The sequence below is a fragment of the Nocardia fodinahabitans genome, from assembly GCF_052983615.1.
In genome coordinates this window covers 5,768,872-5,790,498 of the sequence record NZ_JBRJJC010000001.1, presented here as the reverse complement: position 1 = coordinate 5,790,498, position 21,627 = coordinate 5,768,872, and the positions used below count along the sequence as shown (strand labels likewise).

16 protein-coding genes and 3 rRNA genes are annotated in these 21,627 nt (G+C 64.2%); 10 read left to right on the top strand and 9 right to left on the bottom strand.

Annotated features, from left to right (window positions below; translation table 11 throughout):
* Window positions 1-46 precede the first annotated feature (46 nt).
* Entirely contained in the window at window positions 47-2,284 is a 2,238-nt protein-coding gene (locus NV348_RS27305) for a 3'-5' exonuclease (RefSeq protein WP_447149408.1), read from the top strand.
* 11 nt (window positions 2,285-2,295) lie between these two features.
* Here the strand turns inward: NV348_RS27305 and NV348_RS27300 are convergent, their stop codons facing one another.
* Entirely contained in the window at window positions 2,296-4,236 is a 1,941-nt protein-coding gene (locus NV348_RS27300; RefSeq protein ID WP_447149407.1) for an N-6 DNA methylase, read from the bottom strand.
* Window positions 4,237-4,622: 386 nt separating this feature from the next.
* On the opposite strand from NV348_RS27300, the gene NV348_RS27295 reads away from it, so the two are divergent.
* The 3 genes from NV348_RS27295 (at window position 4,623) to NV348_RS27285 (ending at window position 6,030) form a co-directional block, all read left to right on the top strand.
* Window positions 4,623-4,997 carry a hypothetical protein gene (locus NV348_RS27295; RefSeq protein ID WP_447149406.1) on the top strand — a complete coding sequence of 125 codons (375 nt, stop codon included), beginning with the start codon at window positions 4,623-4,625 and terminating at the stop codon, window positions 4,995-4,997.
* A 167-nt stretch (window positions 4,998-5,164) separates the two neighbouring features.
* On the top strand, window positions 5,165-5,596 hold the full coding sequence (locus tag NV348_RS27290; RefSeq protein ID WP_447149405.1) for a hypothetical protein: 432 nt from the start codon (window positions 5,165-5,167) through the stop codon (window positions 5,594-5,596).
* A 32-nt stretch (window positions 5,597-5,628) separates the two neighbouring features.
* A complete protein-coding gene (locus tag NV348_RS27285; protein WP_447149404.1) occupies window positions 5,629-6,030 on the top strand; it encodes a hypothetical protein in 402 nt (133 codons plus the stop codon).
* 379 nt (window positions 6,031-6,409) lie between these two features.
* Here NV348_RS27285 and rrf read toward each other — a convergent pair.
* The 3 genes from rrf to NV348_RS27270 form a co-directional block, all read right to left on the bottom strand.
* Window positions 6,410-6,526, bottom strand: a 5S ribosomal RNA gene (gene rrf / locus NV348_RS27280).
* 124 nt (window positions 6,527-6,650) lie between these two features.
* Window positions 6,651-9,773, bottom strand: a 23S ribosomal RNA gene (locus tag NV348_RS27275).
* 328 nt (window positions 9,774-10,101) lie between these two features.
* Window positions 10,102-11,620: ribosomal RNA gene (locus tag NV348_RS27270) — 16S ribosomal RNA — on the bottom strand.
* The 16S, 23S and 5S rRNA genes sit together here, the layout of an rRNA operon.
* A 588-nt stretch (window positions 11,621-12,208) precedes the next feature.
* On the opposite strand from NV348_RS27270, the gene NV348_RS27265 reads away from it, so the two are divergent.
* On the top strand, window positions 12,209-12,547 hold the full coding sequence (locus tag NV348_RS27265; protein WP_447149403.1) for a hypothetical protein: 339 nt from the start codon (window positions 12,209-12,211) through the stop codon (window positions 12,545-12,547).
* Window positions 12,504-12,758 (top strand): ElyC/SanA/YdcF family protein, encoded by a 255-nt coding sequence (locus NV348_RS27260; RefSeq protein ID WP_447149402.1) that lies wholly within the window; start codon window positions 12,504-12,506, stop codon window positions 12,756-12,758. Before NV348_RS27265 ends, NV348_RS27260 begins: the two co-directional genes overlap by 44 nt.
* Before the next feature lie 19 nt (window positions 12,759-12,777).
* On the opposite strand, the gene NV348_RS27255 is transcribed toward NV348_RS27260, so the two are convergent.
* Window positions 12,778-13,428, bottom strand: a complete 651-nt coding sequence (locus NV348_RS27255; RefSeq protein WP_447149401.1) for a hypothetical protein — start codon at window positions 13,426-13,428, stop codon at window positions 12,778-12,780.
* A 1-nt stretch (window position 13,429) separates the two neighbouring features.
* The gene (locus tag NV348_RS27250; protein WP_447149400.1) at window positions 13,430-13,954 is read right to left on the bottom strand and encodes a hypothetical protein; all 525 of its coding nucleotides are present in this window, start codon (window positions 13,952-13,954) and stop codon (window positions 13,430-13,432) included.
* Window positions 13,955-14,107: 153 nt separating this feature from the next.
* On the opposite strand from NV348_RS27250, the gene NV348_RS27245 reads away from it, so the two are divergent.
* Complete coding sequence (locus NV348_RS27245) at window positions 14,108-14,362, top strand: hypothetical protein (protein ID WP_402645124.1); 255 nt, start codon at window positions 14,108-14,110, stop codon at window positions 14,360-14,362.
* 93 nt (window positions 14,363-14,455) lie between these two features.
* A complete protein-coding gene (locus tag NV348_RS27240; protein ID WP_447149399.1) occupies window positions 14,456-17,773 on the top strand; it encodes a DEAD/DEAH box helicase in 3,318 nt (1,105 codons plus the stop codon).
* On the opposite strand, the gene NV348_RS27235 is transcribed toward NV348_RS27240, so the two are convergent.
* A complete protein-coding gene (locus NV348_RS27235) occupies window positions 17,755-18,813 on the bottom strand; it encodes a class I SAM-dependent methyltransferase (protein WP_447149398.1) in 1,059 nt (352 codons plus the stop codon). The genes NV348_RS27240 and NV348_RS27235 overlap by 19 nt on opposite strands.
* 167 nt (window positions 18,814-18,980) lie before the next feature.
* Here NV348_RS27235 and NV348_RS27230 point away from each other — a divergent pair, with 167 nt between their 5' ends.
* On the top strand, window positions 18,981-19,301 hold the full coding sequence (locus NV348_RS27230; RefSeq protein ID WP_447149397.1) for a hypothetical protein: 321 nt from the start codon (window positions 18,981-18,983) through the stop codon (window positions 19,299-19,301).
* A 69-nt stretch (window positions 19,302-19,370) separates the two neighbouring features.
* On the opposite strand, the gene NV348_RS27225 is transcribed toward NV348_RS27230, so the two are convergent.
* Both NV348_RS27225 and NV348_RS27220 read right to left on the bottom strand, forming a co-directional pair.
* Window positions 19,371-19,826, bottom strand: a complete 456-nt coding sequence (locus tag NV348_RS27225) for a PTS sugar transporter subunit IIA (RefSeq protein WP_447149396.1) — start codon at window positions 19,824-19,826, stop codon at window positions 19,371-19,373.
* On the bottom strand, window positions 19,823-20,053 hold the full coding sequence (locus NV348_RS27220) for a PTS sugar transporter subunit IIB (protein ID WP_218721810.1): 231 nt from the start codon (window positions 20,051-20,053) through the stop codon (window positions 19,823-19,825). Before NV348_RS27220 ends, NV348_RS27225 begins: the two co-directional genes overlap by 4 nt.
* Window positions 20,054-20,280: 227 nt before the next feature.
* Here NV348_RS27220 and NV348_RS27215 point away from each other — a divergent pair, with 227 nt between their 5' ends.
* A complete protein-coding gene (locus tag NV348_RS27215; protein WP_447151150.1) occupies window positions 20,281-21,627 on the top strand; it encodes a PTS transporter subunit EIIC in 1,347 nt (448 codons plus the stop codon).

The following is a 21,627-nucleotide window of genomic DNA, read 5'->3' as shown; positions in this document are numbered from 1 at the left end:
AAGAACTTCGGCGCACGGTCGCCGATCGATTGAACTGAGGTGTGCCGTGGCGACCGTCGTATTGGCGACGAACAACAAGTCGATGCCGAAGCTCGACGGATCGGTCAAAGACAAGGTCTACGACTTCTTCGAGAAGGTCCGGGCCGACGACACCGCGCCGGGGCTACACATCGAACCCATCAAGGGCTCGGCCGACCCCCGGGTGCGCACCGGGCGTGTCGATCTGAACTACCGCGCGCTGATGTTCCGCATCGACGACAGGTTCGGCGATGCCACCTACATCTACCTCGGGACGTGGAAGCACGACGTGGCCAACAAACTGGCCGAGAAGTCCACCCTGCGGGTGAATCCGGTCAACGGTGTACTCGAAGGGATTGTCGGCGAACTCGACGGCAACGCTGATCGCAAGAAGCGATCGGTCGTGCCCGATCCACTCGGCGTGCTCGCGGCGATGGCCGCGCAGCCGGCTGTCGGCTATCTCAGCCGCGCCGGGTACGTCCTCGAACAGCTCACCGACCGCCTCGGTCTCGATAAGACGCTGGCGACCGACGTTCTTGCCGCACCGGATCAGGACAGTGTGTTCGCTGTTGCGCAGACCACCGAGGTCGCCTGGCAGCAGAACGCGATCCTCGAACTCGCGGTCGGCCGTTCCATCGACGACATCCGTGACACGCTCGGCTTCACCGAGCGGCCGGTGGACGAGACCCTGGACGAGAACGAGCAGATTCTTGCCGCCCTGGAACATCCCGCCACCAAGATGCAGTTCACCCTCGTCGACGACAACGACGAGCTTCGCCGGGTGATCGAAGAAGGCGACTTCAAAGCCTGGCGCACCTTCCTGCATCCGAACCAGCGCCGGTTCGTCGAGAAACAACAGCGTGGCGCCTTCCGGCTCTCGGGTGGAGCCGGCACCGGGAAGACCGTGGTCGCACTGCACCGCGCCCGGTATCTCGCGAAGCAGAATCCGGACGCACGGATCGTGCTGACTACCTATAACAAAACCCTCGCCAAATCACTGCTCGATGACCTGCAGGCGCTCGATACCTCCCTCACGATCGCCGAAGAGCCAGGCGACCCCGGCATCTACATCGCCGGAATCGACAAACTCGCCGCCGCGCACCTACGGCGCAACAAGGAATGCGACGCGGCATTCGCCACGATCTTCGGACCCGGAACCTCGACCCGGCGGGGACGAACGGTCAATTCCGACTTCGGCTGGTCGGAAGTGGTTGCCGCAGTGCAGAACACTCTCGATCCACGGCTGAAGCATCCCGCGTTCCTCGCCGCCGAGTATGTCAGCGTGGTGCTGGGCAATCGAATCACTACCCAGGCCGAGTACCTGAAAGTTCCACGCGCTGGACGGGGCGTGCGCCTGAGTCGGCCGCAGCGAGTCGCTGTGTGGCAGCTCGTCGAGCAGTACCGCAAGCTGGGGCGCAGCGCGGGTCGCCTCAGCTTTCCCGAAGTCCTCGCACTGGCCGCGGCGGACTTGCAGTGGAGAGCCCAGTCGACGGGTCACACCATCGCCGACCATGTGATCGTCGACGAGGCGCAGGACCTGCACGCCACTCACTGGGCGTTGCTCCGTGCGCTAGTCGAGGAGGGGCCCAATGATCTGTTCATCGCCGAGGATTCGCACCAGCGGATCTACGGCCAGCCAGTCGTCCTCGGTCGGCTCGGCATCAACATCCGCGGCGGACGATCGAGCAAGCTCACACTCAACTACCGCACCACCGCACAGAACCTCCACTTTGCCGTGAGCATCCTCGAGGGCGCGACCTATCGCGATCTCGAGGAAGGCGAGGAATCCACCGCGGGCTACACCTCCGCCCGCCTCGGCCCCGCACCGCGACTGGTTCCCTGTGCTTCGCTGCTCGAGGAACTGACTGCGATCGCCGATCAGCTCGGAGAATGGATCGCCGACGGCATCGCTCCGGCAGACATCGCGGTCCTCACGCGCGGTGCGCGCGAACGCGACCTCATCGTGCGCGCACTCAACGACCGAGGCGTCTCCGCTCAGGTCCTCGATGACGACCTGCCGACAGGAGGACAGGTACAGGTGCTGACGATGCACCGGTCCAAGGGCATGGAATTCCGATGCGTGGTGCTCGCCGGGATCGACCGTGACCACGTACCGTCACAGCACCAGCTGCGCGGTGTGCCGGAGGAGGAACTCAGCGAGGCCGAGCAGCGAGAGCGTTCGCTGCTTTACGTGGCGGCCAGCCGGGCGCGTGATCAGCTGGTGGTGACATGGAGTGGCCAGGCCTCCGAACTGCTGAAGAAATAGGTGTCAGGCGCTCAGTCTGCTTCGACAGGTGGTTCCAACGCACCCGAAGTCAGGCCGGTGCCGATCAGATCCGCGGTTCGTTGGGCCGCGTCCGCAGTGTGTACAGCGGCCACACGCAACCGGTGCAAACGGCGGAAAGCCTCCGCGTACGGTTTCTGTTCGGCCAGTGGCACATTGGGGATGCGCAGGCGGGATGGGTCGAGGCGGATGGTGGTTGCGCCGACCATGGCCGCGGAGTTGTCGGGGCTGCCGACGAAACCCGCGAAGAACCATGGGTCGATGCGATCAGGGTCGGTGCGAAACACAAGAACACCTGCCCCCGGTAGCGCCCCGACATCGTTTCCTTCGGCGACTCGGGATCCCTGAGCGGCGCCGTGGTCATCGCGGATTCGGGAGACAAGAACATCGCCCTCACGGATCGGTTCGGTGGAAACTTGGACACCGGGGCCGGTGAGACCGGAGGCATTGCGGCCCGAGAGCAGGTCGCGAGCGGAGAGAACAGCGCGAACAGGGGCCTCGGGAGCTGCGGGTTCCGTTCGGGTGCCGACTATTCGGACGGCACCACCGCGTTCAAGGTCACTCACGGTCGCGGTCCGCAGCGAGTCACCGCTGCCGGCCGGCGGCCACACTTCCAGGGCGGCGGCGGTCTCGCGGAGCTCGGTGAGGTGTTCACCGAGCAGTGCGACAGCGGCATGCGCCAAGGATGCGACGTTGCCGGTGTCAACAGCAGCGCGCACTCGTCGTGCGGGGGTGAGGTCGACGTCGTCGTCGAGGATATCCGTCACGCGAACAACAGCGGTCAGGTCGGCAATCGTGGCCGCTTCGGTGTCTCCGTGGTCGAACGACCGCCAGGAGTCGGTGAGGCGCCCGGCAAGGATCTGCCACTCCGGCGGTCTGCCGCCACGTTGGGGAAGGCGGGCGGCGTCGGCGAACAAGATCGAATCTTCGAGAGCGGCACGGTCGGGGCGTCGCAGGATCCATATCTGCAGACCGATCTGGCGCGGCGTCGATGCGCCTGCCGGCAGCGCAAGGACTGCTCTGAGGGCGCCCGCGCGCAGCAGTTCCATCCGAATTCGCCGGCCGGACGTACGCGAAGCGACCGCTGGAGGTAACAAAACGACTGCGGTGCCGCCGGGATGCAGGTGGGCGACGGCGTGTTGCACCCACGCGAGCTCGGACTCGCCGCGCGGGGGCACTGAGTATTCCCAGCGCATGTCGAGCGCGAGCTGGTCGGCGCCCCAATCACGTTGCGCGTAGGGCGGATTGGTGATCACCGCGTCGAATTTGTCGCCGGGGAACGCGTCAGCGAGCAGGCTGTCGCCGGTACGAATGTCGACCGACGCCCCGGGCAGCTCGCTGCGCAGCAGAGTTGCTGCACGCGCGGCCTGAACCGGTAGGGAATCCTGGCCGGCGAGCACGGTCGCACCGATGCGCGCTGCCTCGATCAACAAGTTTCCACTGCCGCATGCGGGATCGAGAACGCTACGAGGTGCCGGCTTGGACGAGGCGGCAACCAGATCAGCCATGAGTGCAGCGACGGGATAGTCGGTTGGGTAGACACCGGTGCTGGGCACAGCGTCTAGACCGCGTTCAGCCAACACGTCGAGCGTTTGTTTGAGGCCGACCGCCCCAACCGATGCAGTTACAGCGACATGCACCGGCGAGCTGTCATCACCGATCTGTCCCATGAGAGTAGGGACAGCGTCGGGATCGACATCGGAGCGCAGCAACGAGCGCAGCCGTTGTACCGGCGAATCCGCCGACGGAACCCCGCGCTCACGGAGCCACTCCTGCACCGCGCCCAGGTCGAAGACGGGACGGGTCTCGGTACCGCCCGAAGTCGGGGCGGGAAAGTCCGCATGTCTGCGGCGCCAGTTGCTGACCGTGGCCCGCGTGACGCCGGCCAATCTGGCGATCTCCGCTGCGGCGACCGTAGGCGATGTGTCGGACATGAACCTCCTTCAACCCACCACCCAGAGGTGGTCGTCAACCCTCAAAGTAACACGACCATGTTGACGATGTTTTCACACGGTTGCACCAGCCAGCACTGAAAACATTGTCAATCCCTTGTCGGCGGTATGACCTGACTGCTACGGTTACTGATATTCGGCGACCCTCGCTGCCGAAAGCAGCGAAACCCGTTGCACCACCACAGATTTCCTTCAAAGGCCCACTGAGGCCGCTATTTGTCATGCCTTCGAATGCCTGAGGAGAGCGCATGTCCACCCGTCGACAACGTCGCAGTCGTCGGCGCCAACACCGCGGCGCACCCACCTTCGCACTCCGGCATGGGGACGATCTACTCACCCGACGTGCTCAGATCCCGACGACCAGATGCTTGCATGGCAAACGCCGCTATTTCACCCGACTCGACGCCGAGGTCGTGCTGGCCGGCCTCCGCCGCGATCCCGCCCGGCGTGAGAAGCGTTCCTATCAATGCCCCACGTGTCACGGGTGGCACCTGACCAGTCAGACCCTCGAGCAGTACACCGCCGAGCGGTACGCACGCCAGTCGGCCCGAACCCAGACCCAGCCGCCGATCACTCCCGCCGAGCCGCATCGGCCGGTGCCGCCGCCAACGCCGGCTGACGTGGCCGTTCGGCTCGAAGGCCACAACACTGCCCCGGTTCCGCTGCAGCAGAATTCGGCGCTGCCCCTGCTGCGCGAGCTTCTCCGTCGCATCTGGCGACGCCTCGCCGGACGAACCCACTGATCGACCCGCTTCTCATCGACATCGCCGAATCCCATTGGGCCCGAACAACTGAGAGAACCACGATGACAAATCCGCAATACCCAAATCCGACTCGACCTCGCCCGCCCGCTCAGAACAATGCACCCAAGGTTGTCGCGATCTTGGTAGCCGCGATCGGCGGGCTCTGCATGACGGGTCTCGTGATCGGCACGGTCGGCGGGATCGTTTTCGGTGGCGGCTCGGACAGCACACCGACCAGCGGCCTCCCGGCCGCCGCGACGACGCGACCGCCATCGATGGCTACCAGCGCCGCGGCCCGCTACGACGTCCCATCGACGGACAACCTCGCGACCGAGCTCACCGTCATCGAGAAGAAGTGCTTCGGCTCAGCCGGGTGCAATTTCAAGTACGAACTGCGGGTGGTGACTACGCAGCCAGTCGCCTTCGACCCCAGCAAGACGTATCGGGTGTCGATCGTCATCGACGGCGGCACGAGCTGGGAACGGATCCATTCCCTGGAAGTCAGAGGCTCCAAAGCCGATGTCGTCAGCGGGAGCGTCAGCTCCGACACCCTTGCCACCCCGACAGCGGTCATCGAATCGGTGACCGCACGGCCGTGAATCGTTCCCCCCTACACAGTTCAGGAGAACCAGTGACTCAGCCCAACGAAAACGAGAAGCTCCCCGCCGCCTACGACGCCCACCAGCCCGCTGAGGCGCCTACGCCGCCACCACTTCCCGACCCTGCGAACTTCGCGCCACTCACCACTCACCGGCAGCCGTCATACGCGAACCAGTACTTCACCGATCCCCGTTTCGCTCAGCCGCACTCCGCCATGCCGCAACCGCACCAGGTGTATCGGCAGGCCTATCAGCCGCCGCAGCCGGTGATGCCAGTTGTCAACGTCACGCAGAACAATATGAGCGGTGGCTACGTGCAGGTCCGGAGAGGCCCTAACCATGGATTGCATCTGATCCTCACGATCGTGTCGTGCGGATTGTGGGCACCGATATGGATCCTGGTCTGGGTCATCGATGCCATGGGGCGGAAATGACTCTCCGCTGATCGGCGACACCTCTTCCCACACGCTCCGGAGCAATGCTCTGCGACTGCGAGGCGTCGAGGGAACTGCGTTGCAGCCGTGGACTGCTACCGGATATCCGCTCAGACTGCACAGCCTGAGCGTGCGGCTCAGCGGCCGTTCGGGCGAGGGCCGCTTCGCGTCGTTCGGAGATGCGTGAGATGCCGTTCTATCGGCCGTTGACCGACGTGCCGAGCGGGGCCTTCTCGCGAGGAGCTTCGCGCACAGATCGAGCGTAAGAGGCGAGCACTGTCTACTGTTCGAGGGCGGTGCTTGGGTCCGCGGATCGCCGTCGGCGGCATAACGCAAAAAGGCCCTCCAACCATAGGTTGGAGGGCCTTTCGCAATGATGTTCCGGCGGTGTCCTACTCTCCCACACCCTGTCGAGTGCAGTACCATCGGCGCAGGTGGCCTTAGCTTCCGGGTTCGGAATGGGACCGGGCGTTTCCCCACCGCTATAACCGCCGTAACACTATGAAACTAGACAGCGCTCCCTCGACTCCACCCGAACCCCACAAGTGGAGCCCGAATAGATCAGGTTTGCTGCAGTGTCTGTTGTTTCAGATACCGCACAGTGGACGCGTAACACCTTCGATAGTAAGCCCTCGGCCTATTAGTACCAGTCACCTACACCAGTCACCTGGCTTCCAGTTCCGGCCTATCAACCCCATGGTCTGTAGGGGGCCTTAACCCATCAAGTGGGAGAGAAACCTCATCTTGGAACAGGCTTCCCGCTTAGATGCTTTCAGCGGTTATCCCTTCCGAACGTAGCCAACCAGCAGTGCTCCTGGCGGAACAACTGGCACACCAGAGGTTCGTCCGTCCCGGTCCTCTCGTACTAGGGACAGCCTTCCTCAAGTTTCTAACGCGCGCGGCGGATAGAGACCGAACTGTCTCACGACGTTCTAAACCCAGCTCGCGTGCCGCTTTAATGGGCGAACAGCCCAACCCTTGGGACCTACTCCAGCCCCAGGATGCGACGAGCCGACATCGAGGTGCCAAACCATCCCGTCGATATGGACTCTTGGGGAAGATCAGCCTGTTATCCCCGGGGTACCTTTTATCCGTTGAGCGACACCGCTTCCACTTGCCGGTGCCGGATCACTAGTCCCGACTTTCGTCCCTGCTCGAGCTGTCACTCTCACAGTCAAGCTCCCTTGTGCACTTGCACTCGACACCTGATTGCCAACCAGGCTGAGGGAACCTTTGGGCGCCTCCGTTACATTTTGGGAGGCAACCGCCCCAGTTAAACTACCCACCAGGCACTGTCCCTGAACCAGATCATGGTCCGAGGTTAGAAGTCCAATACGATCAGAGTGGTATTTCAACGACGACTCCACCTGAACTGGCGTCCAAGTTTCACAGTCTCCCACCTATCCTACACAAACCGTACCGAACACCAATACCAAGCTATAGTGAAGGTCCCGGGGTCTTTTCGTCCTGCCGCGCGTAACGAGCATCTTTACTCGTAATGCAATTTCGCCGAGTCTGTGGTTGAGACAGCAGAGAAGTCGTTACGCCATTCGTGCAGGTCGGAACTTACCCGACAAGGAATTTCGCTACCTTAGGATGGTTATAGTTACCACCGCCGTTTACCGGGGCTTAAATTCTCAGCTTCGCGCCTAAACGCTAACCGGTCCTCTTAACCTTCCGGCACCGGGCAGGCGTCAGTCCGTATACATCGTCTTACGACTTCGCACGGACCTGTGTTTTTAGTAAACAGTCGCTTCTCTCTGGTCTCTGCGACCCCACCCAGCTCAGACCGTAAAGATCGTCACCAGATGTGGTCCCCCTTCTCCCGAAGTTACGGGGGCATTTTGCCGAGTTCCTTAACCACAGTTCTCTCGATCGCCTTAGTATTCTCTACCTGACCACCTGTGTCGGTTTGGGGTACGGGCCGTGTACCAACTCACTAGAGGCTTTTCTCGGCAGCATAGGATCACTGAATTCACCACAACGGCTACGCATCACCTCTCAGGCTATATGCAACACGGATTTGCCTATGTTGCGCCCTACAGGCTTACACCAGGTATTCCATCACCTGGCCCAGCTACCTTCCTGCGTCACCCCATCGCTTACCTACTACAGCGAAGGTCCCGTGCAGCAATCATCCCTCTCACCCGAAGGCTCGATAAGACAACATTTGGACAGTTAGTACCACTGATTCGATATTTGGCGCGGATACACGGGTACGGGAATATCAACCCGTTGTCCATCGACTACGCCTGTCGGCCTCGCCTTAGGTCCCGACTCACCCTGGGCGGATTAACCTGGCCCAGGAACCCTTGGTCATTCGGCGGACGAGTTTCTCACTCGTCTTTCGCTACTCATGCCTGCATTCTCACTCCCGTGGCCTCCACAGCTGGATCACTCCGCTGCTTCCACGGCCACAGGACGCTCCCCTACCCATCCACACACCTGGCACTTTTAAGGGTGCAGGCTAATGTGTGAATGCCGCGGCTTCGGCGGTGTACTTGAGCCCCGCTACATTGTCGGCGCAGGATCACTTGACCAGTGAGCTATTACGCACTCTTTCAAGGGTGGCTGCTTCTAAGCCAACCTCCTGGTTGTCTAAGCGACCCCACATCCTTTTCCACTTAGTACACGCTTAGGGGCCTTAGCCGGCGATCTGGGCTGTTTCCCTCTCGACTACGAAGCTTATCCCCCGCAGTCTCACTGCCACGCTCTCACACACCGGCATTCGGAGTTTGGCTGACTTCGGTAAGCTTGTGGGCCCCCTAGGCCATCCAGTAGCTCTACCTCCGGCGTGAAACACGTGACGCTGCACCTAAATGCATTTCGGGGAGAACCAGCTATCACGGAGTTTGATTGGCCTTTCACCCCTACCCACAGCTCATCCCCTCAGTTTTCAACCTAAGTGGGTTCGGGCCTCCACGACGTCTTACCGTCGCTTCACCCTGGCCATGGGTAGATCACTCCGCTTCGGGTCCATAATGTGCGACTAGGAACGCCCTATTCGGACTCGCTTTCGCTACGGCTACCCCACACGGGTTAACCTCGCCACACACCGATGACTCGCAGGCTCATTCTTCAAAAGGCACGCCATCACCCCACGTACAAGTACGAAGGCTCTGACGGATTGTAAGCGCACGGTTTCAGGTACTATTTCACTCCCCTCCCGGGGTACTTTTCACCTTTCCCTCACGGTACTAGTCCGCTATCGGTCACCAGGGAGTATTCAGGCTTACCGGGTGGTCCCGGCAGATTCACAGCAGATTTCACGGGCCCGCTGCTACTCGGGTATCACTCACGAGAGCCAACATGTTTTCGTCTACCGGACTATCACCGTCTATGGCAGGCCGTTCCAGACCACTTCGACTAACACATTGGTTTCTTACTCTCGCTTGATCCGGCAGAATCAAGAAGAATGACCCCACAACACCCCAAACGCAACCCCTGCCGGGTATCACACGCTTGAGGTTTAGCCTCATCCGCTTTCGCTCGCCACTACTCACGGAATCACTGTTGTTTTCTCTTCCTGTGGGTACTGAGATGTTTCACTTCCCCACGTTCCCTCCACACACCCTATATATTCAGATGCGGGTAACACGACATCACTCGTGCTGGGTTTCCCCATTCGGAAATCCTCGGATCTCAGCTCGGTTGACAGCTCCCCGAGGCTTATCGCAGCCTCCTACGTCCTTCATCGGCTCCTGGTGCCAAGGCATCCACCGTACGCTCTTAAACACTTGCTAACAAAGATGCTCGCGTCCACTGTGCAGTTCTCAAACAACACACCCGAAGAAGCCTCGTTCCAAGACCAACTCAGCGTTACCGCCGCGGTATCGAGGAAAACCCCTTCGAATCGTTTGCTTTCGCCTTGAAAGACACTCGCGTGTTCTTTCAGGACCCAATAGTGTGTCGGTATACCCATCGCGACCAGCCACTGAGGACCGGTCGTACGCGATGAAAGTTGTCAGTGTTCCACCCATGAGCGTCCGCCGGAAGACGATTGCTTCCGAAACGGTCTCTGACGCAACCCCATTCGACTGTTCGAAGAGTTTGCGTAGATGTGCTCCTTAGAAAGGAGGTGATCCAGCCGCACCTTCCGGTACGGCTACCTTGTTACGACTTCGTCCCAATCGCCGATCCCACCTTCGACGGCTCCCTCCCACGAGGGGTTAGGCCACCGGCTTCGGGTGTTACCGACTTTCATGACGTGACGGGCGGTGTGTACAAGGCCCGGGAACGTATTCACCGCAGCGTTGCTGATCTGCGATTACTAGCGACTCCAACTTCACGGGGTCGAGTTGCAGACCCCGATCCGAACTGAGACCGGCTTTAAGGGATTCGCTCCACCTCACGGTATCGCAGCCCTCTGTACCGGCCATTGTAGCATGTGTGAAGCCCTGGACATAAGGGGCATGATGACTTGACGTCGTCCCCACCTTCCTCCGAGTTGACCCCGGCAGTCTCTCACGAGTCCCCGCCATTACGCGCTGGCAACATAAGATAAGGGTTGCGCTCGTTGCGGGACTTAACCCAACATCTCACGACACGAGCTGACGACAGCCATGCACCACCTGTACACCGACCACAAGGGGGCCTACATCTCTGCAGGTTTCCGGTGTATGTCAAACCCAGGTAAGGTTCTTCGCGTTGCATCGAATTAATCCACATGCTCCGCCGCTTGTGCGGGCCCCCGTCAATTCCTTTGAGTTTTAGCCTTGCGGCCGTACTCCCCAGGCGGGGTACTTAATGCGTTAGCTACGGCACGGATCCCGTGGAAGGAAACCCACACCTAGTACCCACCGTTTACGGCGTGGACTACCAGGGTATCTAATCCTGTTCGCTACCCACGCTTTCGCTTCTCAGCGTCAGTTACTTCCCAGAGACCCGCCTTCGCCACCGGTGTTCCTCCTGATATCTGCGCATTTCACCGCTACACCAGGAATTCCAGTCTCCCCTGAAGTACTCTAGTCCGCCCGTATCGCCCGCAAGCTTGGGGTTGAGCCCCAAGTTTTCACGAACGACGCGACGAACCGCCTACAAGCTCTTTACGCCCAGTAATTCCGGACAACGCTCGCACCCTACGTATTACCGCGGCTGCTGGCACGTAGTTGGCCGGTGCTTCTTCTACAGGTACCGTCACTTGCGCTTCGTCCCTGTCGAAAGAGGTTTACAACCCGAAGGCCGTCATCCCTCACGCGGCGTCGCTGCATCAGGCTTTCGCCCATTGTGCAATATTCCCCACTGCTGCCTCCCGTAGGAGTCTGGGCCGTGTCTCAGTCCCAGTGTGGCCGGTCGCCCTCTCAGGCCGGCTACCCGTCGTCGCCTTGGTAGGCCATTACCCCACCAACAAGCTGATAGGCCGCGGGCCCATCTCGTACCGATAAATCTTTCCACCCACTGACATGCATCAGAAGGTCATATCCGGTATTAGACCCAGTTTCCCAGGCTTATCCCGAAGTACGAGGCAGATCACCCACGTGTTACTCACCCGTTCGCCGCTCGTGTACCCCGAAGGGCCTTACCGCTCGACTTGCATGTGTTAAGCACGCCGCCAGCGTTCGTCCTGAGCCAGGATCAAACTCTCCGTTGAAGACTCTTGAAACACCCGAAGGCGAATCAGAAATATCTAAACTAGAGTCCGAAAACCTAGCAAAGCCAAACACCAGCAAAAAGATTCGCTGTTGTTTTAAATGTCCACTCCTCAACCGGGGGGGTATGAGAAGCGGAACCAATAATAATATTGGCACTGACATTCATCGACACACTATTGAGTTCTCAAAGAACACACGCACAAGCATCCACCCACAACATTTCGTAGGGGCTTCAGCGAGGCAGGGTTCAAACTTAGCGCACGCAAGTGCCCGGACGCAAATCCGGGCTAGGTGAGCTGTCTTACTTGTTGTCGGCGCTCATCGTCCAACCTCGTTTCCCTGGTACTCGGTACCGGGTTGGTGTCCGTGTCGCTCTGACTTGAATTAATTTACGTGTCGACAAATGCGATGTCAAATTCCCTAGTCAGAGGATGTTTCGCGACATCCGGTCGCTGCGAAGGTCCGCATTCGCGTCGCACACGGGCGGTACGGTGACGCCACAACGACATAAGGGAGGGTCGACGTGGCGGGTGAGCGGCGGGGGTTGCGGCGGGTGGTCGGGGTCGGGCTGGTGGTGGCTAAGCGGATTGGTGCTCGTCACGGTCGGCGCGAATATGGCGATGTGGGCCTTGTCGTCCGGGCATCGCAGTGATGTGAGCGGGGCGGTGGGGGCGCCGGTGGTGATCGTGCCCGGGGCGAAGGTCGCGGAGGACGGGACGCCGATGGCTTATCTCCAGGGGCGGTTGGATGTCGCGATCGAGTTGGTGGCGGCGGGGAAGGCCGGGGAGATCCTGTTGTCGGGGGACGCGGGTGGGAGCTCCGGGGACGAGATCGCCTCGATGACGCGGTATCTGCTCGAAGCGCGGGATCGATCCGGCGATCGTGAAGGCCGATGGGGAGGGGCTGTCGACGCGGGAGACGTGTGAGCGGGCGCGGTCGACGTTCGGGGTCGAGCGAGCGATCATCGTGAGTCAGTATCAGCATCTGCCGCGGGCGGTGGCGTTGTGCCGGGCGGCGGGGATCGAGGCCGATGGGGTGGTCGCGTATTGCGATTGCCGGCGGAGTACCGAGGTGCGCAACAACGTCAGGGAGTGGCTTGCCGCGCCCAAGGCTGTCGCGGAGATGGTGCTGCGCTGAGGCCGAGTTCCGAATCGGCTCATTCGTGGCCGGGCGGTTCGTCGAGCCGCTCCGTCGCATCTTGTTGAGCTCGCTCCACTTCGCCCAGCCAGCTGGACTCTCCGAACCAACGTTCCTGGCCGGGGCCTGCGATCTCTGCGCGTTGGAAGTCGTGGATCGGATCACCGTGCCGCCACTGTGCGCGGTCGACGAGAGTGGAATCGACCTGTGGATAGCGGATGACGTCGGGTGTCCCGGTCGCCGGGACCTCGGTCCGTCGCACAGCATCTGCGCGGAGGAGAGTCTCCTGCCATGTTCCGCAATCGTCGATTCGGAACCCGACCTTGCTTCGGCAACGTACACAAGCGATGTTGGCTCCGCCCGAGCCTGTGATGCCGAGGCAGCCGAGATCGTCGTCTGAGTTGACGAGCATCACCGTGTCGCGGGTATCGCCGGGGTTCAGCACATACTGCGCGCCGCCCGGCCCCTGATAGCGCAGCCCGTCCGGCCGGACGTTGTCAAGCGGTGGATATGTGTGTACGGCGAAGGTGCCCGCCATCATCCGCGCTGGTAGAAACTTCCAGATCAGGTGCGGAAGTCTGGGCAGCTCCGCATCGCTACGCCACGGGACTTCGCGAAGCGGGACGCTGATCGGCACGTCACACACCGCGCAAACGAAGACCCACATCATGTCACCATCTGCCAACGTCCTCGGCCGCGCAACCAGGCCGACCTGTCGACAGAGTCCGGCAGCTCGCGTAAAGGTCGTCGCGAAGTAGGTCCTGGTCGATGGTGTCGTCGTCGAGATGCCAACAGAATCCATCGAAATCGGCAGCCAGATCAGCCAGATCAGGACTTCCGGCTTCGGGCGTCACCGACAGGTAGTCGAGGTCGGACGCTATCCGGCTCAGGTGTTCGACAAAGGTTCCCTCGCCCGCGAGCAACGCCGACGCGGACTTCTCGACTCGACGCCACCGCACGTCGACCTCCCGCGCCGACCATGCGGCCTCGGTGTCCTCGACGAGCCCGAGCTCGGCCACCGCGGTGCGGAACAGCGCAGGCGCTTGGCTCGTGTCGGTGCGGTGCAGGCAGGCGAGTTCGACCAGCGCGGGAGTGTCGTGGCCATGGGCCAGTGCCTCGGCCGCCGCCATCGACAGATCCTCGGGGAAGAGTTCCCCCACCGCGAAGCGGTCGGCGGCGCTGTCGAGCTCGTTCATGGGGTCAGCGTGCGGTAGGCGGGGAAGGGCGGCAATGGAATTTCGGGGACGACGTTTCCTCGGCGAAAGATCGGTCAACCCTGTCGGTCGGTCCGGGAGCTGCGAGGACCGATTCCGATCATCGCGCTGATCAGCGCTTTTCAGGAGGACATTGTGCGAATCGTCAAGGCAGTAGCGGTCGGTCTGGCTGTTGCGGCCGCCACAGTCGCGGGGGCGGGTTCGGCCGTCGCGGAGCCGGAGCAGAAGGAGAACATCTACATCGATGTGTCGGTGCTCGGGTGCTCGGTCGGTGCCGGGCTGGGTGGTGATGTGCTCGTCGCGCTGGGTGGCGGCGGTGGGTCGAGCGCGCTGGTGAACTCGTCGCTGGCGGCGCGGCTGCGCGCCGCCGGCTGCCTGCCGCGACTGTAGGACCTGCGCCGATGGTCTCGCCACGCGCGGCGGGACCATCGGGGTGCCGTGCTCGGGGAATCGCGATCGCGTACCGTGATCGGGGTTGTCATGATGGCCGACGGAATGGGGTGCATCGTGGGCGGATCCGAGCACGCCGCGCGGCTCGTACGTTTCTGGCAGACCGTGGAGTTGTTCGGTCCGCAGCGTGTTCCGGACGTCGGGGCGCTGCCCGACGACGGACTCGTGGTCGAGCCGGCGGCCGACGATCTCGCGCCGTGGGAAGACCTGGCCGCACTTCCGCCGCTGCGGGCGGGGCGCGTGTGGCAGTTCGTCGTGTACGGCGGGCTGTTCGGAATCGGGCGGGCACGGGAGGCGCTGGTTCGGGCGTTCGGGGAGGACCGGCTCGAAGCCGATGCCCGGCGTGCCGGTACCACTGCGGCTTTCGCGGTGACGCTGACCGACGACGGGGTGGTCGTCGGTGGTTCGGCGAGCCTGTCGGGGTTGGCCTGGGCGGTGAATCGGTTGCGGTCGCCCGGTCCGGCGGACAGTGGCTGGGCCGAGGGGTTCGACCACGATTCGGCCGCGTTCACGGCGGCCTTCGATACGTTGACGCGCGAAGCCGCGGCCACCGATCCAGAAGAGGTGCGGTACTCGCCCCGGTGGCGGGCGCTGGACGTGGTAGGCCGTGGTGTCGGGGCATCGCTGATCGCGGCGGGCGCGGACGGGGTCATCTCCCCCGGGCTCGCCGGAATGTCGGCGCTGGCCTTCGCCGAGCGACTATTACCCCGTGACCCGGAGGAACCGGCCGAGGCGCCGCGGCTCACCGGGCGGGATCTGCAGGCTTTCACCGGTGAACTGTGTGGGGCGCTGGGGATTCGGTCGGAATTGCGTGCGGGTGGCGTGCGCGTCGCGTGTGTGCAGGTCGCATCGCGGGACGCTGTCACGGGCGAGGATCGGCTGAACAGTGGTTTGCGCGCTGACCTCGCCGCGCTGGCGGCGGCCATCGAGCGCGGCGATGTCGGTTCCGCGCTCCAGGACTATCTCGCGGCCGCCGAGACGCTGCCTGTCGATGACCGCATAGATGTCAGGGAGCGCCAGGACGTGGTGGTCGAAGGGCTACTCCCCCATCTGGTTCCGGACGGACGCTGGCCGGGCGACCCGCTGGTGTCGGGACAGCAGTTCGCGGTCGATCAGGCACTGGCCGGATTGCGGGACGACGCGGGGATTTTCGCGGTACACGGAGCGCCGGGGACCGGCACGACGACGATGCTGCGCGATCTGCTGGCGGGGATCGTGGTGGAGCGGGCCGCGCAACTGGCCTCGCTCGACAATCCGCTCGACGTGTTCACCGGGGTCACCGAGCAGGTGCAGGTCGCGAAGAACTACACGGTGGGCGCGCATCGGCTGGCGCCGAGTGTCACCGGGTTCGAGGTGGTGCTGACGACGGGCAGCGAGGAAGCCGCCGCCGATGTCGTCACCGAGATCCAGCGCCGTGACGCCATCGATCGCGAGTTCGACCATTTCACCGAGCTGGCCGATCTCGTCGGCGACGAGCCCGCATGGGGTTTGGTCGCCGCGGCGCTCGGCGATCAGCGGCGGACCTTCGGTGAACGGTTCTGGTTCGGCGACCGGTTCGCCACCGAGCACTTCTCCGGCTCGACCGCGGGCGGCATGCTCGACATTCTCAAACAGGCCGAGGCCGACCCGGATTCGATCCCGGACTGGTCGACGGCGGTGCTGGACTTCGCCGGGCGGCGCGCCGAAGTGCGCAGGCTCGCCCAAGAGCGGCAGGACGTCGCCGACGCGGTGGCCGAGCTGCCCGACATGCACGAGCGGCTGCGGTCGATTTCGGCGGAGATCGCCAATGCCGATACCGCGCACGCGCATTGGCGGGAGCGGCATCAGCTGGCAACCGAGCATCTGCGGGCGGCGCAGGCCACTCAGCATCGGGTCGGCAAGTTGCTCGGTGAGCACGGTGGGCAGAAGCCGGGGTTCGCGGCGTCGGCGTCGACCGGGTTCAGCGCGGGTCGGCGCTGGAGTGCCCGGAGCAACGAATTGCTGCGGGAACGGCATATCGCCGAGTCGGAGATGCGGCGGCGGCAGACCGAGGTCGAGTACACGCGGGGCCAGTGGGCGGAGGCGGCCGAGCACGGTCGCGCGCTCATCCGGGCGCATCGGGAGTTGACCGCGCGGCGTGAGGCGGCGCTGGAGATCATCGAGCGGGCGCGCGAGAACTGGGCCGACACCATCCCGTTCGGTGACGCGGCCGGGGACGACGAGCGGTTCCAGCTGTGCAATCCGTGGGCCGACGAGCAGTACGCGACGGCGCGGCGTGAGCTGTTCCTGTCGGCGTTGCGGCTGCATCGGGCGTTCCTGCTCGACGCGGCGCCGCGGGTGCGCGACAACCTGATCGTCGCGATCGCGCTGATCCGGGGTGAGCTGGCCGAGGAGCCGAAGCCGGAAACCGTTGCCGCCGCGTGGCAGACGCTGTTCCTGGCGGTGCCGCTGGTGGTCACGACATTCACGGCCGCGCCGCGGTTGTTCGAGGGGCTCGGGCGGGAGGCGCTGGGCTGGTTGTTCGTCGACGATGCCGGGCAGGCCGCGCCGCAGTCGGTGGCCGGTGGGCTGTGGCGGGCGCGGCGGGCGGTGATCGTGGGTGATCATCGTCAGCTGGGGCCGATGGAGACGCTGCCGACCTCGGCGCAGGAGGCGCTGGTGCGGCAGTTCGGGCTCGACGCGGAGTGGATGCCGGATCTGGCGTCGGCGCGGCGGGCGGCCGATCGCGGGGTGCGGTACGGGACGTGGCTGACGCCCGCCGATGCCGCCGAACCGGTGTGGGTCGGTGCCCCGTTGCGGGTGCATCGGCGCAGCGATCTGGCGATTTTCGAGCTGACGCATCGGATCGCCTACGACGATGACCTGCTGATCTTCGGTACGCCGGAACGGCCGGAGTTCCCCGGGCAGGATCGGTGGATCGATGTGCGTTCGGCTCGGGCGGAAGGGAATTGGATTCCCGGCGAGGGTGAGGCGCTGGCCGAGCTGCTCGCCCAGCTGACCGAGGACGGTGTGTCGCCCGGCGATATCCGGGTGGTCAGCCCGTTCCGGGATGTCGCGCGCGGGGCGCGGGAGGTCGCACGTGAAGTGCTCGGGACGGAGTTCGCCGTGCATCACGTGGGGACTGTCCATGCGATGCACGGGAATTCGGCCGAGGTGGTCGTGCTGATTCTCGGGACGTCGCCCGCCGCGGGTGGGTCGCGACGGTGGGCGGCGATGAATCCGAATGTGCTCAATGCGGCGGTGTCGCGGGCGCGGCGGCGGGTGTACGTGATCGGCAACTACCGATTGTGGAGCAGCCAGCGGTATTTCGACGCGCTGGCCGCGCAGTGGACGGTGCAGGACGAGCCGGTGCGTCAGACGGTCAGCCGGTAGAAGCGCCAGAAGCCGAAGTCCTCGATGGGGAGGACGTCGACGGCGGCGAAGCCTGCCTGCTCGGCGTACTCCGCCAGCTTCGCGGTGCGCATGACGGTGCCGGTACCCGCTGAGCCGGGGTGGGCCATGCCGTCGGGCAGGCAGACCAGCAGGCTGAAGCCGTACATCAGGCGGTCGACATCGCCTGCCGGTGCGGTGAATTCAGCGTCGACGGCTTCGTCCATGACGATCACGACGCCGCCGGGGCGCAGCGCCTTGCGCATGGCGGTGAGGATCTCGACGGGGTGGGGCATGTCGTGCAGGCATTCGAAGGCGAACACCGCGTCGAAGGTGGCTGCGGGCAGGTCGGTGGCGGCGTCGCCGTGGTGGAAGCGGACGCGGTCGCCGAGGTCGGCGGCATTGTCGCGGGCCATCGCGACCGAGGGTTCGTCGATGTCGTAGCCGTCGACCCGCAGTTCCGGGTAGGCGCGGGCCAGCGCGATGGACGACCAGCCGCCGCCGGAGCCCACATCGGCGACGCGGGCGTCCTGGGCGGCGAGCTTCGCGTGCACATCGGGCACGCCGGCCAGGTCGATGGCGAGACGGTGCTCGAACCAGGGGCGGTTCATGTCGGACTGCGATTCGCGCATGTCCACGCCGTATTCGGACCAGCCGACGCCCCCGCCCTCGCGGTAGGCGCGGATCAGGCCGGGCAGCTGGACCGCGGCACCGGCCAGCATTCTGGCCAGCGGCGCGAGGTAGTTCAGGCTGCTGGGATCGGTGAGGACTTCGGCGGGACCGGCGGGGAGGGCGAAGCGGCCGTCGCCGTCGACGGTCAGCACACCGGTCGCGGCCTGCTGCTCGAGCCATTCCCTGGCGTAGCGCAGGTCGCCGCCGGCGCGCGCGGTCAGTTCGACGGCGTCGGCGGGGCCGTGCTCGGCCAGTGCCCGATACCAGCCGAGCCGGTCGCCGAGGTGCACCGCGAGGATGTCGACGGCGCCGAGTGCCGCGCCGAACAGCCGGTCGGCGAACTGCTCACTGGTCTGCTCCGTTGCGGTCACGTCGATCCTCCCTGGCTGTGTCACGGACCGATCGGCCCGCTGTAGCGAAGTACGTGGCGGCGCGGCCCGTGGTTCACTCCGGAGTCAACGATTCGGTCTCCGACCGGCTGGTTGCGCGGAGTTTGCGGGAGACTGGCCGGTGCGTGTGTCGAATGATCGGAGTAGTCATGAGAACAGCCGCCGTCCTCGGATCGACCGCTGGCGCCGCGATCGCCATCGTCCTCGCCCTGCCCGTGGAAGCCGGTGCCGATCCGGTCACCGACTTTTTGTGCAACAGCGGGTCCAGCCAGTTCTGTCCGCCGCCACCACCGCCACCTGGCGGGGACTGTCATCCGTCGTATGACCCGTGCGTGCCGTTCGCCGCCGACGTCGACTGCGAGGGCGGCGACGGGAACGGTCCCGCGTACACGGGACGGGTTCGGGTGATCGGGCCGGACGAGTACGGGCTCGACACCGACAACGATGGGATCGGCTGCGAGACCAGCTGACGCGCGGGGCGGCGTCGTGCCGCAGGCCGGTAGCCTGCCCGCGCACGCGCCGCGCGTCAGCTGGGTCTGCTATGGCGAATCGAACAGCAGGACACCAGGATCCACGTCGGTGCCGATGGCGTCGCTGACGACCGAGTCCTTCGGGGAGTCCATCACGACGATCGGGCAGATCGGGGAATTGCCGGTGGCGGCGATCTCGGTGGGGTCGAAGGTGACGATCGGGGCGCCTGCCTCGACCTCGTCGCCTTCGGCGGCCAGCAGGCCGAAGCCTTCGCCCTTCAGCTTCACCGTGTCGATGCCCAGGTGGACCAGAACGCCGACGCCGCTGCCCAGGATGACGAAGGCGTGCGGGTGCAGTTTGAGGATCTTGCCAGCGATGGGGGCGGTGACCGTGAGGGTGCCGCGGGTGCGGTCGGGGTCGATGGCTACGCCCGAGCCGACGATCTGACCGGCGAAGACCGGGTCGGGAACGTCGGCCAGGGCGACGACCTTGCCCGCGAGCGGAGCGAGGACGGGCACGCTCACAGGATGTCCTCGATGTCCTCGGCGAGGGTGTCGGCTTCGGGGCCGACGACGACCTGCACGACCGAGCCCGCCTTGAGGACGCCGTGCGCGCCGGCGGCCTTGAGGGCGGCTTCGTCGACCTTGCTGCCGTCCTTCACCTCGGTGCGCAACCGGGTGATGCAGGCCTCGATCTCGACGATGTTGTCCGCGCCACCCAGGCCCTTGACGATCGCTTCCGCTTTGGACATGTGTTCTCCCTTTCCGCGGTGGTTGCCGGTTCCAGTATGGGAGCCTCGAATGTGCGCCACGTCATATTTCGCGGTTGACATCCGGCAGCCACCTGGTCAAACTTACAACTGGTTATGACCGGACAGTACCCGTCAGGGTCACCGGTTCACAACAGTTAACCCGGACCGACTCCCACGTCCGTTCGGCTCGCCGAGACCGCCGGATGCCCGGCACGAAGAAGGTCGACATGACTGCCGTTACCGACAGCCCCCAGCAAGAATCGAAGGTGTTCGCGGGTTTGCAGCGCCTGGGTCGCAGCCTCATGCTGCCGATCGCGGTGCTCCCCGCGGCGGGCATCCTGCTGCGCCTCGGTCAGGACGATCTCCTGGGCCGGTTCTCCGCACTGGAGAGCACCGCGGCGGTCATCTCGGCGGCCGGTCAAGCCGTGTTCACCTGGCTGCCGCTGATCTTCGCCGTCGGCATCGCGATCGGCTGGGCCAAGAAGGCCGACGGCTCGACGGCGCTGGCCGCGGTGGTCGGCTACATGGTGATCAACGGCGTGTTCGAGGCGATGTCCCCGATCGTGCTGGCGGGCAAGACCGATCCGAAGGGCGCGCAGGCGCTGATCAACTACGGCGTCCTCGGCGGCATCGTGATGGGTCTGCTCTCGGCGATCCTGTGGCAGCGGTTCTATCGCACGAAACTGCCGGACTTCCTGGGCTTCTTCAACGGCAGGCGGCTGGTGCCGATCCTGACCGCGGTGACCGGTCTGGTCGTCGGTGTGGGCATGTCGTTCATCTACCCGGCGTTCAACTCCGCGCTCACCTGGGTGGGTGAGACGGTCGCCGACAACACCGTCGTCGGTGGCGGCATCTACGGCGCGGCCAACCGCCTGCTCATCCCGACCGGCCTGCACCACATCCTGAACTCGACCGTGTGGTTCCTCGTCGGCGATTACACCGACGCCTCCGGCCAGCTCGTGCGCGGCGACCTCAACCGGTTCTTCGCCGGCGACCCGACCGCGGGCACCTTCATGACCGGCTTCTTCCCGATCATGATGTTCGCGCTGCCCGCCGCCGCGCTGGCGATCTGGCACAACGCGCGCCCGTCGCAGAAGAAGCTGGTCGGCGGCATCATGCTCTCGACCGGTCTGACCGCGTTCGTCACCGGCATCACCGAGCCGCTGGAGTTTTCGTTCATGTTCGTGGCGTGGCCGCTGTACGTGGTGCACGCGATCCTGACGGGCACGTCGATGGCGCTGGTGAACGCGCTGGGCATCCACGACGGATTCACGTTCTCGGCGGGCGCGATCGACTATCTGCTGAATTTCGGTAAGGCCACCGACGCGTGGCTGCTGATCCCGATCGGCCTGGGCTACGCGGTGATCTACTACGTGCTCTTCAGCTTCGTGATCAAGAAGTGGAACCTGCGCACGCCCGGTCGCGAGGCCGAGACCGATGTCGAGGTGGGCGCGCCCGATGTCGCGGCGGTCGAAGCCGAGGCGGCGCTGGAGGCGACCGGCGATACTCGGACCGACGCGCCTCTGGTCGCCGAAGTCGAATCGAAGCTGGACAAGAAATTGGAAGGTGAGTGA